We start from the raw sequence: 12,807 nt of genomic DNA on the forward strand, positions 1-12,807 counted from the left end.
AGTCTGGCTGAAAGAAAAGGCAGGAAGACGGTCGCGCGCGTCATGCGTCGGCGATGCGCGCGCGATGGATGGGCCCGGGCGGGGCAGCGCGTGCACGCCGCCCGGGCCGTCGCGATCACTCGGTGCAGAACTCGGTCAGGCCCATGGCGGACTTGATGCCCTGCACGATGAACTTCTGGAAGGGTTCGGCACCGGCGCCGCTCAGGTCGGCCGTGAACGAGTTGGCGTTGTGGCCCAGCGTGGTCAGCCAGGCGCGGCCACCGTCGTAGTACTGGCACCAGGCCACCGGGTGGAAGTCCTTGTGGCCCGGGTGGGGAGCGGACGTCAGGGGATTGAGCGTCGACGTGTCCACCTTCGCCAGGAACTTCACGTTGGTGGGGAAGGGCTCGAGGTTGTACCACTCGTCCTGGAAGCCGAACTTGAGCGGGATGCCTTGCGTGGAGGGATCCGTGGCGAGGATCTCGACATCGCCCGCACGGTTGGGGCCGTGGTTGTAGAAGTTCGCGTTGCCCAGCAGGCCTTCGTAGTAGGGCCAGTTGTATTCGGCGCCGAAGGCGTTGTGCAGTGCCACGAAACCGCCGCCGCGCCGCATGTAGTTGCGCAGGGCCGTGCGCGCCGCATCGTTGCTGTTCGGCGCAGCTGCATTCCACAGGGTGTCGCGGTTGCTGGACGCAAAGATGACCGCCTTGTACTGGTTGATGCGGCCGGCAAGAATCGTCACGTCTTCCGTCCAGTCCGCCTGGATGCCGTTTTCCGTCATCAACCGCACCAGGCCGGCCTGCATGACGTTGTTGTCGGCCATCGGGGGGTTGAGGCCCGCTGCCATCACGGTGCCCAGGTTGGCGTGGCGCGGCCCAGCCGTGCGCGAATAGATCAGCACGCGATCGGGTGTGGTCGCAAAGGCGCCCCAGTCGTTGTAGCACTTCGGGCTGGTGCCGCGGCACACGTTGTAGTAGGTGTCCAGCAACTCGTCCGGCACGTCGATCGGCGGAACCTCGGGCACCTCCGGAACATCGGGGCCTCCTGCAACAGGGTCTTCCACGACGGGGGTTTCGGCGACCGGATCGTTGTTGTCGCTGCCACCGCCGCAGGCGGCCAGGGTGAGAGCGAGCGCGGAGGCCATTGCAAGGGCCAGTGTTTTCTTCGATTTCAAAGATGTCTCCTCAAGATTACGGGTTGCTGAACTCAGGAAAAAAGCCGATTCAAGCCACCGGTCCGTCGTGGCGTTCCGCTGATGGGGCTGGCCACGAAGACGATGTGCAACTGCGCAAAGAGCCCTGACGGGCCTGTCGATACCGAGCCAATTTCTCGGCAGCAGTGGTGCAGGCGGAATACTAAGTTGAAATGGAAAACATTTCCTAATGGAAATCCCTTCCTAGTATTTGAACGATGTTTGTCGCTACACTCGCGCAACAGAGAAAAAGAGACAGAGAGATACAGATGAGCAGTGCGCTTGAAAGGGCCTTCCAGGCTTTGGAGCTGTTGTCGACCCGCCCTTCGGGGTGTCCGTTGTCGACGTTGGCGAGTGAGTTGGACATCCCGCTCAGCGCCTCCCATCGTTTGCTCGCGGAGCTGATCAAGTGCGGTTACGTCCGGCAGAACCCGCAGGACGGCCAATACGTGCTCACCATCAAGCTGGTCTCCGTCGGGCTGTCGTTTCTGAGTGCCTCCGGTATCGTCGATGTCGCACAGCCTCTGCTCGACAACCTGGCGTCGGTCTCGGGTGATCTGGTTCGCCTGGCCGTGGTCGACGGCGAAGACCTCACCTTTGTCGCCAAGGCGCAGGGTGCGACACGCGGCCTGCGCTACGACCCCGACATGGGCCTGTCGGTCGCGCTGTCGTGCAGCGCTGCGGGCATCGCCTGGCTCTCGACCATGAGCGACGACGAGGCCATGACGCTGGTCGCCAAGAAGGGATTGGGCAAACCCGAAGATTTCGGTCCGAAGGCCCCGACCTCGATCAAAGGCGTGATGGCGCTGGTCAAGGCGTCCAGGCAACAGGGCTTCAGCATGATCGTGGACGTCTTCGGCCCGGGCATGAGTTCGATGGCGGCACCGGTTCTCGATTTCCAGGGCCGGGCGATCGGTGTGGTCACCATTGCAGGCCCTTCGGTCAGGCTGAATGCGGCCCGGATGGAAGCCCTCGGTCCTGCGCTGCTCGAGGCGGCGCAAGAGGTGTCGCGGGCCAGCACGGCCTCGTCGCTTTTCAAGAAGTGCGCGTGATCGCGGCCGTCCGACTCGCTCCTCGAAGGGATACCCCATGAACATTCAACGATGCCTGGCTCACTGCCTGGTCGCGGCCTGCGCCTTCGCCGCCGCAGGGTGCGATTCCTCGCACATCGAAGCCCGCAATGCGTGGGCCCGCACCACCGGTCCTTCGCAAGCCAATGCCCGGGTCTTCGTCGATCTCCAGTCGCCGTCTGCAGGCAAGCTGGTCGGCGTCTCCACCCCCAGCGCCAAGGTGGCTCGGCTGCACGAGGTCACGCTCACCGGACATGTGTCGCGCGAGCGTGCGGTCGATGCGCTCGATCTGCCGGCCGGCGAAGCCGTCCAGCTCAAGCCCGGCGGTGATCACATCGTGCTGCTCGGACTGACGCAGGAGCTCGTCGCCGGCCAGACCGTGCCGCTGACCCTGCGTGTGATGGATCCTGCCGGCAAGACCCGGAACGTCGACGTCAAGGTGGCGATCCGAGCGCCCGAGGTGCATCGGCATGACGACGACATCGACGACGATGGCGATCACACCGGCCATGGGCATTGAGGGGCGTGCGGCAGGTCGGCAGAAGGGTTCGCGAGGACTTCATGTGCCGAGGTGCAGCCCAGCCCGGCGAGACTGCACGCGTGACAGCGGCAGGGCGCGCTCTGTGGTGGAATGCCTGCCTGCCCCGTCATTCATCGCTCGATCACCATGCGGCATTTCAACGCTGAACAGACCCAGGCCGCGCTCGGCTTTCCCCGGCTGATCGATGGTCTGGCCGATGCCTTTGCCGGCGAGGCCACCGTGCCCCTGCGCCATACGCATGCCGTCACCTGCGGTCAGGCCAGCGGCACGTCGCTGCTCATGCCGGCCTGGAGCGATCAGGGTTATTACGGCCTGAAGGTCATCAACATCTTCGACGGCAATGCGGCCCTGGGCCTGCCGGGCCTGCATGCGGCCTACATCCTGTTCGACGCCACCACCGGCGTGCCGCTGGCAACGCTCGACGGCGATGTGATCACCGCCTGGCGCACGGCGGCGGCCGCTGCGCTGGGGGCCCGTTTTCTGGCCGCGGACGATGCCCGTACGCTGCTGATCGTGGGCGGTGGCCGCATTGCAGGGCTGCTGGCACAGGCCATGGCGGCCGTGCGGCCCATCGAGCAGGTTCGAATCTGGACCCGCAAGCCGGAGCAGGCCGATCGTCTGGCCCGGCAATTGCAGCAACAGGGTCATCGGGCCAGTGCCTGCGCCGACCTGGCCGATGCGGTCGCCCAGTCCGACATCGTGAGTTGCGCCACCTTGTCGACCGAGCCCCTGGTGTGGCGCGACTGGCTCAAGCCCGGTTCCCATCTCGATCTCATCGGCTCTTTCACACCGCGGATGACCGAGGCCGCCCCGGATTGCTTCGACGGTGCGCATGTGTACGTCGATACGCCCGAGGCGCTCATGAAATCGGGCGATATCCTGAATGCGGTGGCTGCCGGTGCTCTGCGCGAGAGCGACATCGCCGGCACCTTGGCCGATCTGTGCCGGGGCAGCGTCCGCCCGCCTGCAGCAGCCGACGGCGAAGCCCGGCCGCGCACGGTCTTCAAGGCCGTCGGCAGCGCCGTGGAGGATCTTGCGGCTGCCGTGCTGGTGTACGAGTCGCTGGCGGGTTGAGGATGAACCGGCCACGCGGGGTGTGCCGGCGGTCTATGCCGTGGCCTTGGCGTGTCTCGTCGGCCGAGCGGGCCGGCAGACCGACCGTGCCGGCTCAACTGGCGTAGACCACCATCGCCACGCCGGCCACGCCCAGGGCCATGGCCAGAACGGCCAGCAGCATGTGCAGGCGTACCTGGCGATGCGCCGAGCGCTCGGACTCCGAAGGGGCGCCCCCCAGTTCCTGAGGGTCTATGTACCGCAAAGGCATACGGGTTCCAGTCTCTCCAGACAGCCAAGCCGGCGCGGGAGGCGGGGGCTCGGAGCCATTCTACAAACGCATGCGGTCGGGGGAAATACAGCAAAAGTCTGCACGTGGTGCCGCCTCGTGGCGCCGGCACCACGCTGCCGCGGGCACAATCGGTGCCTCGTGGCGTTGGTGGCAAGGCCGGATCGTTGTTGGAGTCGGAATGAACGTGACTGCCCAGGAAGTCTGGACGGCGGTGAACCTGTTGCTGGTCTGGCTGGCGCTTTGGCTGCCATGGTCGGCCTACGGCCTGGCGGTCGTCTTTACCGTGGGCGTGCTGCGCCGGCGGCAGTGGTGGGGCGTGCTGCTCATCGTGCTGGCCGTGGTGCTGACCCTGATGGTCGGCGTTGCCAGCGCGGTGCTGCGCCCCGTTCCCTACTCCTGACCGCGACGGCCGGTCACAACGGCGGGTGAACTTCGGTGGTGGCGCCGCGTTCCATCAGTGCGCTGACCGCCTGGGCCGGCGTGATGCGGCCATCGAGCAGTTCGACGACCCCTGCCGTGATGGGCATGTCGACGTCGAGCGACGCGGCACGGGCCAGCACGGTGCGTGCCGAATACACGCCTTCGGCCACATGCCCCAGCGACTGCACCGATTGCTCCAGCGTCTGGCCCTGGGCGAGCAGCATGCCCACCCGGCGGTTGCGCGACAGGTCGCCGGTGGCGGTCAACACCAGATCGCCCAGACCCGAGAGGCCCATGAAGGTTTCCGTCTGCGCACCCAGTGCAAAGCCCAGCCGGGCCATCTCGGCCAAGCCGCGCGTGATGAGCGCGGCACGGGCGTTCAGGCCCAGTCCCAGCCCGTCGCAGAGACCGACGGCAATGGCCAGCACGTTCTTGACGGCGCCGCCGACTTCCACGCCGATCGGGTCGTCGCTGGCGTAGACCCGCAGGGTGGCGTTGTGGCAGGCCCGCACGAGCAACTGGCTGACGGCCGGGTCGCGGCTGGCGGCCACCAGTGCCGAAGGCTGGAGCTTGGCGACTTCCTGCGCAAAACTCGGCCCGCTCAGCACGCCGGCCTTCATGAAGGGAGAGACCTGCGCCCGGATCTCGTGGCCCAGCAGGCCGTTGGGCTGGGAGTCGGCATGCCGTCCCGCCGCTGCGGCCCGTGCCTGCTCGAAGCCCTTGCACAGCCAAGCCACCGGTGTGCCGGTCTCTGCCAGCACCGTCAGCATGCCGCGCAGGGCCGACATCGGCGTGGCGATCACCACCAGATCGAACCCTGCGGCATAACGGGGCAGTTCGGTCACCGCGCGGCTGTCGATGGCCAGCCCCTGGGGCAGGGCGATGCCCGGCAGATAACGGACGTTCTCATGCGTGGCCTGCATGGCCTGGGCCTGTTCGGCCGACCGGCTCCACAGCGTGACCCGGTGCCCGCCGGCCATGTGCATGTTGATGGCCAGGGCGGTACCCCAGGCCCCTGAACCGAGGACGAGGATGTGAAGCGGAGGCAGCGGGGACGAACTCATGATGCGGCGTCGGGCAGAGAGACAACAGGTTCTGGAGTGGAGCGCACCGAACGGGTACGGGTTCCCGAAAAAAGAACGGGCCGGTCGTCGAGACGGCGACCGGCCCTTGAGCTTAGAGCAGACCCGGCCCGGAGGCCAGACCTGCCGTGCGCCAAGCGGGGTTTATTGCGTGACGGTGGGGGCGGCAGCGGCTTGCTGCTGCTGGGCTTCGTACATGGCCTGGAAGTTGATTTCCGCCAGGTGCACGGGCGGGAAGCCGGCTTGCGTGACGGTGTTGGCCACGCTGGCACGCAGGTAGGGGTACACGATCTGGGGGCAGGCGATGCTCAGGATCGGGCCGAGCTGCTCGTCGGGCAGGTTGCGGATTTCGAAGATGCCAGCTTGCTTGGCCTCGACCAGGAACACCGTGCGGTCTTCGATCTTGGTCTGCACGGTGGCGGTCACGGCCACTTCGTAGATGCCGTCGGCAACCGGTTCGGCGGCCACGGCCAGTTGGATGTCGACCGAAGGCTGTTGCTGCTCGAGCAGGATCTGGGGCGAGTTGGGCTGCTCGAGCGACAGATCCTTGAGGTAGACGCGCTGGATCTGGAACACGGGATCTTGGTTGACTTCGGACATGGAAGACTTTCAGGTAAGAGGTAGGGAATTCGGGCAACTCGACCCCCTGGGACCGGCTGCATGACGACCCGGCCGAACAAAGACCGCCGGTGCCGCGGACTCGAGGCCTCGCGGTGTCCGGCGGCTGGCTCGGACTGCCGGCTCGGGGGCCGGGTCAACGTCGGATTATGGCAGCGGAACAAGATGTTCCGGTCCAGATACAGGGCCGGGTGCAGTGCCCGAGGCGGTCAGGCCTGGCCTTGCAGCAACGGCACCAGGCCGCCTTTGCTGTCGAGCGCGATCAGGTCGTCGCAGCCGCCGACATGCGTTTCGCCGATGAAGATCTGCGGCACGGTGCGGCGGCCTGTCAGTTCCATCATGCGCACGCGCTCGTCGGCCAACTGGTCGATGCGGATTTCCTCGATGTGTTCCACGCCCTTGCTCTTGAGCACCTGCTTGGCGCGAATGCAGTACGGGCATACGGCAGTGGTGTACATCTTGACGGCTTGCATGACGGATCCTTTGTGCAAATCAGGAGAAGAGGGAATAGCCGAGCTGGGGGCTCAGGCCGATTTTTCAACCGGCAGCTCCGCCGTGCGCCAGCCCTTGAGACCGCCGGAGATGGCGTCGACATGGGTGTATCCCAGCTTCTTGATCTGCGCCACGGCCTTGCCTGCGCGCGAACCGGTGGCGCACATCACGATGATGGGCGTCGCCTTGTTCTTCACCACCTGGGGCAGCCGGGTGTCGATCTCGGCCGCCGGCACGTGCTTGGCACCCCGGGCATGACCCGCCGCGTACTCGGTCGCATCGCGGACGTCGATCAGCACGCCTTTTTCGCGGTTGATGCGCTGCACGGCCGCAGCGGCCGTGAGCGAGGAACGGGCGCCCTGCAGTGCAGGCAGGAACAGCATGGCGCCGGACGCGAGGGCCACCAGGATCAATATCCAGTTCTGGGTAATGAAGTTCACAACTATCCTTGTTGGGCTATCGAAAATCCAGCATTTTAGAATGGCGTATTGCCCGGGGGTGTGAAATGCTTCCGGAAGCCGGTCGCCGCGAGGCCTCCGGTGCTGCCTGTTCCATAACTCAGACGAGAGACTCTCATGTACAAGCTAGTTCTGATCCGCCACGGCGAATCGACCTGGAACCTGGAAAACCGCTTCACCGGGTGGACCGACGTGGACCTGACGCCCACGGGCGTGGAACAGGCCAAGCAGGCCGGCCGGCTGCTCAAGGAAGGCGGCTACGACTTCGACCTGGCCTACACCAGCGTGCTGCAGCGCGCCATCCACACCCTCTGGCACGCCCTCGACGAACTCGAACGCCCCTGGCTGCCCGTGGTGCACAGCTGGCGCCTCAACGAACGCCACTACGGCGGCCTGCAAGGCCTCAACAAGGCCGAGACCGCCAAGAAGTACGGCGACGAACAGGTGCTGGTGTGGCGCCGCAGCTACGACACGCCGCCGCCGGCACTCGAAGCCGACGACCCCCGCAGCGAACGTGGCGACCGCCGTTACGACAACCTGGGCAAAGGCGAGAGCGTCCCGCTGACCGAGTGCCTCAAGGACACCGTGGCGCGTGTGCTGCCCTTCTGGAACGATAGCATCGCCCCCGCCATCCTGGGCGGCAAGCGGGTGGTCATTGCCGCTCACGGCAACTCCATCCGGGCGCTGGTCAAGTACCTCGACGACATCTCGGACGATGCCATCGTGAGCCTCAACATCCCCAACGGCATCCCGCTGGTGTACGAGCTCGACGCCGATCTGCGCCCCATCCGCAGCTACTACCTGGGCGATGCCGATGCCGTGGCCAAGGCCGCGGCAGCCGTGGCCAACCAGGGCAAGGCCTGAGGTCAGCCGACCGGGGATGCCGGCCCGCCGTGGGCTGGCATCCTCTGTGCGTGTCGGAAGATGGCGGAACCATTGGGCGTGTGCGGTACTCGCACGCTGCAGCAGGTTGCTAGTCATGAGACACTGATGGCTGCCACGGGCATGGATGCCCGTGATGGCGCAAGGAAAGAGCAGAGATGGGTCAAAAACTGAAAATCGCGGGCTGGATTTCGATCGGCGCGTTTGCAGGCGCACTCACGATGGTGCAATTGCAGGCTGTTGCAAGAGGGGGACCGACGCCGTTGCCGCTCGAGCAGTTGCAGCAATTCGCGGCGGTCTTCGGCATCGTCAAGACGGATTACGTCGAGGCGGTCGACGAGAAAAAGCTGATCACCGACGCCATCTCGGGCATGGTTTCCAGCCTGGATCCCCACTCCCAGTATTTCGACGAGAAGACCTTCAAGGAATTCCGCGAAGGCACGACCGGCCGTTTTGTCGGTGTAGGCATCGAGATCACACAGGAAGACGGCCTGGTCAAGGTGGTCTCGCCCATCGAAGGCTCGCCTGCCTACAGGGCCGGCCTCAAGCCCAGCGACCTGATCACCCGCATCGACGACACGGCCGTGCGCGGCCTGAGCCTCAACGATGCCGTCAAGCGCATGCGGGGCGAGGCGGGCACCAAGGTCACGCTCACCATCTTCCGCAAGGACGAGAACCGCACCTTCCCGGTGACGGTCACCCGCGAGGAGATCAAGACCCAGTCCGTCAAGGGCCGGGTGGTGGAACCGGGCTATGCCTGGATCCGCCTGACGCAGTTCCAGGAACGCACGGTCGAGGATTTCGTGCGCAAGGTGCAGGAAATCTATGCCGACCAGCCCAAGCTCAAGGGCCTGGTGCTGGATCTGCGCAACGACCCGGGCGGCCTGCTCGATGCGGCCGTTGCGGTGTCCGCGGCTTTCCTGCCCGACAACGCGCTGGTGGTCAGCACCAAGGGTCAGTTGCCCGACAGCAATTCCGAGTACCGTGCCACGCCGGCCGATTACCAGCGCCGCGGCGCTCCCGATCTGCTGCGCACGCTGCCGGCCGCACTGAAGTCCGTGCCCCTGGTCGTGCTCGTCAACGAAGGCTCGGCCTCGGCCAGCGAGATCGTGTCCGGTGCGCTGCAGGATCACAAGCGCGCCACCATCATGGGCAGCCAGACCTTCGGCAAGGGCTCGGTGCAGACCGTGCGCGCCCTGGGCCCGGACACCGGCCTCAAGATCACCACGGCGCGTTACTACACGCCGAGCGGCAACTCGATCCAGGCGAAGGGCATCGTGCCCGACGTGATGGTCGACGACACCAAGGACGGCAGCCCGTTCGCCATCCTGCGGACCCGCGAGGCCGATCTGGCGCAGCACTTGACCGCCGGTCGCGGAACCGAGGCCGCCGCCGTCGATCCCGAGCGTGAAAAAGCACGCCAGGAAGCGCTGCGCAAGCTCGAGGAAGAGTCCAAGAAGCCGCAGTCCGAGCGCAAGGTGCCCGAACTCGGCAGCAACGACGACTTCCAGCTGCAGCAGGCCATCAACCAGCTCAAGGGCCAGCCGGTCGTGGTGAGCAAGACCCTGACCGAACGGCCCGCCGTTCCCGAAGGCACGGCCGCCAAGCCCGTGGCCACGCCGCCGGCCCAGCCCGGCGCACCGGCCCGTACCCCTGGCGACAAGACGCCGGTGCCGGCCGAGAAGGTCGAGCCCCCGGCCAGCAAGCCGGCGCCTTGAGCGGCCTGCCGGCCCTGAACCGGGCCGGCCATGCCAAGAAAGGGCACCAAGCCTGCGGCTGGTGCCCTTGTGCTTTTCCCGCTTTGGGTTTTTTTGTGTTGTGATGAACGTGCGTGTGCCCGAGGGCATGCCCGAGCCAGGACGGCCGTGTGATGAATGACGATCAACTGCTGCGCTATTCGCGCCACATTCTGCTCGACGAGATCGGCGACGAGGGGCAGGAGCGGCTGCTGTCGTCGCATGCGCTGATCGTCGGTGCAGGCGGACTCGGATCGCCTGCGGCACTTTATCTGGGGTCGGCTGGCGTGGGCCGAATCACCCTGGCGGACGACGATGTGGTCGACGTCACCAACCTGCAGCGCCAGATCGCACACGACCTGGCGGCCGTGGGCCGCAACAAGGCCCTGTCGGCCGCGGACCGTGTCGGCTCGATCAATCCCGAGGTGCAGCTGCAGGCGTTGGCGCAGCGCCTCGAGGGCCAGGCGCTGGCCGAGCAGGTCGCCCTGGCCGACGTGGTGCTGGACTGCACCGACAACTTCGCCACCCGGCAGGCCATCAATGCGGCCTGCGTTCGGCATCGCAAGCCCCTGGTTTCGGGGGCTGCGATTCGCTTCGACGCGCAGATCGGCGTGTACGACCTGCGCGATGCGCAGTCGCCGTGTTATGCCTGCCTGTTCCCGCCGTCCCAGGTGCCGGAGGAGGTCCGGTGTGCGGTGATGGGCGTGTTTGCCCCGCTGGTCGGCATCGTGGGCAGCATGCAGGCCGCCGAGGCATTGAAGCTGCTGCTGGGCATCGGCCCGACGCTGGCGGGCCGGCTGCAGATGCTCGACGCGCGCAGCATGCGCTGGAGCGAACTCAAGGTGCCGCGGCAGCCTGCCTGCCCCGTCTGCGGCGGCCGGCACTGAATCGGCTGCCGGGGGCGGGCAGCCGCGATCCGGGCCTCAGGCCTCGATGAGCGCCTGGATCTGGTCGTACAGCGCCCGGGGGATCTGAATGCCGTGGACCTGGGCCGCGCGCTCCAGCGCCAGGCGCCGGGCTCCGGCCAGACGCACGCCGTCGTCCTCGAACATCGACAGCACCAGTTCTTCGAGGCGGGCATGGTATTCGGCCTGCCCGGCCATGGCGCCCGGATCGATCAGGATGAACAGATGCCCCGAGCGCAGCGGGCCGCCTTCGTCGGTGAAGAACGTCCCCATTTCGTAGCTGAAGTTGGCGCCGAGCAGGGCGCTGGCCAGGATCTCGACCATCAGGGCCAGCATGGCGCCCTTGGGGCTGCTGACCGCCCCGATGGGCAGCATCGAGCCGGCCAGACCGGCCACGGGGTCGGTGGTCGGCTGGCCGTCGGCATCCACGGCCCAGCCCAGCGGGATGGATTCGCCGCGTTGCGCGGCCGTCATCAGCTTGCCGCGCGCCACTTCGGAGAGCGCCAGGTCGATCATGAGCGGATCGGCCGGCTGGTTGCCCGCCTGGCGCGGAAAGATCGCCGCGATGGGGTTGGTGCCGAACAGGGCGCGCTTGCCGCCCGCCGCGGGCATACAGGCCGACGCGTTGGTGAAGCCCAGTCCGATCATGCCGGCGGCAGCGACGGGTCGCAGGTGGTCGACCAGCACGCCGGCGTGGTGGCTGTTGGTTACGCCCAACAGGGCAATACCCTGTGTTCGGGCCATGCCGATGGCTTCGGCGATACCCATGTCGCAGGCGGCAAAAGAAAAACCATCCTTGGCATCGATCAGCAGCGCTGCACCACGGCGGTGCGCCACGACGGGGTGTACGTCGCCGTGCGCGCGTCCGGTGCGCAGGTGGCCTGCGTACGAAGGAACACGGCCGAGTCCATGCGAAGACAGGCCCTGAGCCTCGGCCTGCACCAGCGCCCGTGCGGCGGGCCGTGCGTTTTCGGGGAGCGCGCCCGCAGTGGTCAACGCCCGGACCACCAGGTCCTGCGCTTCGTCCATCGTCAGGTTGACCGTGTTCGGCTTGAGGGGGGGCGTGGCGTTGGAAACGGGATGAGACATCTTGGAGGGGTGAGGTTGGCGCAGGCGTTCGGAAAGGGGCTGCAGGAAGGCAAGGGCCGACGGTTGCGGAGCAGTCCCAAGCATACCCCTTTGCGTCGGCGGGCATTCCGGCGCCAGGGGCTGCCGGCCCGGCGTGTGGCCGACAGCGGCCATTCACCCGCGCACACGGCTTAAAATCACCCGTCAGGTTTCTGAATGCCCCGGCACGCCGGCTCGGGGCCAGGCCTGGGCTTTCCTGATCGGTTCACGATGTCTCTTTACAACGCCCCGTTTGAAATCCATGTCCACGGCGATGTTCCGCTGAGGGCCGACGTCGAACTGACCCAACTGCAAGAAGCACTCAAGCCGCTGTGGAGCTACGCCGGCGCGCGCTCGCTGGCCGACGGCGCCGCCAGCAGCTACGACGACGAGCCCGGCATCCGCTACGACAACAAGACCCACGTCCTGCACATGTGCTGGACGGTCGGCGGCGACGAGGATTTCCGCCAGTCGCTCGACGACATGTGCATGGCCCTCAATGAACTGGCCGAGCGCGGCGCCTTCATCGAAGTCACCTTCTACGACACCGCTTTCGACGATGACGAGGAAGAGGGCCGCGAAGACGAATCGCGCGACGATTTCGTCATGCTGTTCGTGGGCCCCACGCCGGCGGCCATCATGCAGGTCCAGCGCGACCTGCTGATCCAGGACGTCGTCAATCTCATGGAGCGCCACTTCGACGGCTCCGAGCTGGGCGGCGTGGTGCAGGAAATCGACAAGCTCTTCGAAGATCGTTTCGATGCGCTGGTCGAGTCGCTGCAGGTCGGGCGTCCGCCGCGCGGTACCGGCAATCCGGGCAGCGGCGGACGGGGCAACAACGGCCGCAAACCCCGCCACTTGCACTGAAACCGGGCGTCCGTCTCGGGGGATTGCCATGAAGGCGTCACGGAATGACGCCAGCATGCGGGGCTGCCATGACGGGCCGGTTGCATCGCGCGAGTGTGCACGGGTCTTGCATG

15 protein-coding genes are annotated in these 12,807 nt (G+C 66.5%); 8 read left to right on the plus strand and 7 right to left on the minus strand.

All coding sequences use genetic code 11. The features are described 5' to 3' along the window. Window positions 1-115: 115 nt before the first annotated feature. Window positions 116-1,153, minus strand: a complete 1,038-nt coding sequence (locus EC845_RS09895) for a ThuA domain-containing protein (protein ID WP_233598003.1) — start codon at window positions 1,151-1,153, stop codon at window positions 116-118. Window positions 1,154-1,440: 287 nt separating this feature from the next. Here EC845_RS09895 and EC845_RS09900 point away from each other — a divergent pair, with 287 nt between their 5' ends. The 3 genes from EC845_RS09900 (at window position 1,441) to EC845_RS09910 (ending at window position 3,856) form a co-directional block, all read left to right on the plus strand. Then, entirely contained in the window at window positions 1,441-2,223 is a 783-nt protein-coding gene (locus tag EC845_RS09900; protein ID WP_123297678.1) for an IclR family transcriptional regulator, read from the plus strand. A 37-nt stretch (window positions 2,224-2,260) separates the two neighbouring features. Beyond that, window positions 2,261-2,761, plus strand: a complete 501-nt coding sequence (locus EC845_RS09905) for a copper chaperone PCu(A)C (RefSeq protein ID WP_123297680.1) — start codon at window positions 2,261-2,263, stop codon at window positions 2,759-2,761. 147 nt (window positions 2,762-2,908) lie between these two features. Further along, window positions 2,909-3,856, plus strand: a complete 948-nt coding sequence (locus EC845_RS09910) for an ornithine cyclodeaminase family protein (RefSeq protein WP_123298060.1) — start codon at window positions 2,909-2,911, stop codon at window positions 3,854-3,856. A 94-nt stretch (window positions 3,857-3,950) separates the two neighbouring features. Here the strand turns inward: EC845_RS09910 and EC845_RS22355 are convergent, their stop codons facing one another. Next, complete coding sequence (locus EC845_RS22355; RefSeq protein WP_158615664.1) at window positions 3,951-4,106, minus strand: hypothetical protein; 156 nt, start codon at window positions 4,104-4,106, stop codon at window positions 3,951-3,953. A gap of 199 nt (window positions 4,107-4,305) precedes the next feature. Between EC845_RS22355 and EC845_RS09915 the strand changes: the two genes are divergently transcribed. Further along, window positions 4,306-4,527, plus strand: a complete 222-nt coding sequence (locus EC845_RS09915; protein WP_123297682.1) for a hypothetical protein — start codon at window positions 4,306-4,308, stop codon at window positions 4,525-4,527. A 13-nt stretch (window positions 4,528-4,540) separates the two neighbouring features. Here EC845_RS09915 and EC845_RS09920 read toward each other — a convergent pair whose 3' ends face one another. The 4 genes from EC845_RS09920 to EC845_RS09935 all read right to left on the minus strand — a co-directional run bounded on the left by EC845_RS09920 (window position 4,541) and on the right by EC845_RS09935 (window position 7,179). Continuing rightward, window positions 4,541-5,611, minus strand: coding sequence for an NAD(P)H-dependent glycerol-3-phosphate dehydrogenase (locus tag EC845_RS09920; RefSeq protein ID WP_123297684.1), 1,071 nt, complete (start codon window positions 5,609-5,611; stop codon window positions 4,541-4,543). A gap of 162 nt (window positions 5,612-5,773) precedes the next feature. Further along, complete coding sequence (gene secB / locus EC845_RS09925; protein ID WP_123297686.1) at window positions 5,774-6,229, minus strand: protein-export chaperone SecB; 456 nt, start codon at window positions 6,227-6,229, stop codon at window positions 5,774-5,776. Between the two features lie 227 nt (window positions 6,230-6,456). Then, entirely contained in the window at window positions 6,457-6,720 is a 264-nt protein-coding gene (gene grxC / locus EC845_RS09930; protein ID WP_123297688.1) for a glutaredoxin 3, read from the minus strand. A gap of 51 nt (window positions 6,721-6,771) precedes the next feature. Then, entirely contained in the window at window positions 6,772-7,179 is a 408-nt protein-coding gene (locus EC845_RS09935; protein WP_123297689.1) for a rhodanese-like domain-containing protein, read from the minus strand. Between the two features lie 135 nt (window positions 7,180-7,314). Here EC845_RS09935 and gpmA point away from each other — a divergent pair, with 135 nt between their 5' ends. The 3 genes from gpmA to EC845_RS09950 all read left to right on the plus strand — a co-directional run bounded on the left by gpmA (window position 7,315) and on the right by EC845_RS09950 (window position 10,702). Further along, window positions 7,315-8,061 (plus strand): 2,3-diphosphoglycerate-dependent phosphoglycerate mutase, encoded by a 747-nt coding sequence (gene gpmA / locus EC845_RS09940; protein WP_123297691.1) that lies wholly within the window; start codon window positions 7,315-7,317, stop codon window positions 8,059-8,061. 176 nt (window positions 8,062-8,237) lie between these two features. Beyond that, window positions 8,238-9,797, plus strand: coding sequence for a S41 family peptidase (locus EC845_RS09945; RefSeq protein ID WP_123297693.1), 1,560 nt, complete (start codon window positions 8,238-8,240; stop codon window positions 9,795-9,797). A 152-nt stretch (window positions 9,798-9,949) separates the two neighbouring features. Continuing rightward, on the plus strand, window positions 9,950-10,702 hold the full coding sequence (locus EC845_RS09950) for a HesA/MoeB/ThiF family protein (protein WP_123297695.1): 753 nt from the start codon (window positions 9,950-9,952) through the stop codon (window positions 10,700-10,702). A gap of 36 nt (window positions 10,703-10,738) precedes the next feature. Here EC845_RS09950 and EC845_RS09955 read toward each other — a convergent pair whose 3' ends face one another. Then, window positions 10,739-11,809, minus strand: a complete 1,071-nt coding sequence (locus EC845_RS09955; RefSeq protein WP_233598004.1) for an Ldh family oxidoreductase — start codon at window positions 11,807-11,809, stop codon at window positions 10,739-10,741. 249 nt (window positions 11,810-12,058) lie between these two features. On the opposite strand from EC845_RS09955, the gene EC845_RS09960 reads away from it, so the two are divergent. Then, entirely contained in the window at window positions 12,059-12,694 is a 636-nt protein-coding gene (locus EC845_RS09960; RefSeq protein ID WP_123297696.1) for a DUF6806 family protein, read from the plus strand. The last annotated feature ends 113 nt before the right edge of the window (window positions 12,695-12,807 follow it).

Source organism: Comamonas sp. BIGb0124 (genome assembly GCF_003752175.1).
In the GTDB taxonomy this organism is placed as follows: domain Bacteria; phylum Pseudomonadota; class Gammaproteobacteria; order Burkholderiales; family Burkholderiaceae_C; genus Comamonas_F.

What these genes read in the sequence shown, in the direction of transcription:
- EC845_RS09945 (WP_123297693.1), top strand. Translation starts at nt 8,238, where the DNA reads ATGGGTCAAAAACTGAAAATCGCGGGCTGGATTTCGATCGGCGCGTTT.
- EC845_RS09900 (WP_123297678.1), top strand. Translation starts at nt 1,441, where the DNA reads ATGAGCAGTGCGCTTGAAAGGGCCTTCCAGGCTTTGGAGCTGTTGTCG.
- EC845_RS09950 (WP_123297695.1), top strand. Translation starts at nt 9,950, where the DNA reads ATGAATGACGATCAACTGCTGCGCTATTCGCGCCACATTCTGCTCGAC.
- EC845_RS09920 (WP_123297684.1), bottom strand. Translation starts at nt 5,611, where the DNA reads ATGAGTTCGTCCCCGCTGCCTCCGCTTCACATCCTCGTCCTCGGTTCA.
- grxC (WP_123297688.1), bottom strand. Translation starts at nt 6,720, where the DNA reads ATGCAAGCCGTCAAGATGTACACCACTGCCGTATGCCCGTACTGCATT.
- gpmA (WP_123297691.1), top strand. Translation starts at nt 7,315, where the DNA reads ATGTACAAGCTAGTTCTGATCCGCCACGGCGAATCGACCTGGAACCTG.
- EC845_RS22355 (WP_158615664.1), bottom strand. Translation starts at nt 4,106, where the DNA reads ATGCCTTTGCGGTACATAGACCCTCAGGAACTGGGGGGCGCCCCTTCG.
- secB (WP_123297686.1), bottom strand. Translation starts at nt 6,229, where the DNA reads ATGTCCGAAGTCAACCAAGATCCCGTGTTCCAGATCCAGCGCGTCTAC.
- EC845_RS09960 (WP_123297696.1), top strand. Translation starts at nt 12,059, where the DNA reads ATGTCTCTTTACAACGCCCCGTTTGAAATCCATGTCCACGGCGATGTT.
- EC845_RS09915 (WP_123297682.1), top strand. Translation starts at nt 4,306, where the DNA reads ATGAACGTGACTGCCCAGGAAGTCTGGACGGCGGTGAACCTGTTGCTG.
- EC845_RS09955 (WP_233598004.1), bottom strand. Translation starts at nt 11,809, where the DNA reads ATGTCTCATCCCGTTTCCAACGCCACGCCCCCCCTCAAGCCGAACACG.
- EC845_RS09905 (WP_123297680.1), top strand. Translation starts at nt 2,261, where the DNA reads ATGAACATTCAACGATGCCTGGCTCACTGCCTGGTCGCGGCCTGCGCC.
- EC845_RS09910 (WP_123298060.1), top strand. Translation starts at nt 2,909, where the DNA reads ATGCGGCATTTCAACGCTGAACAGACCCAGGCCGCGCTCGGCTTTCCC.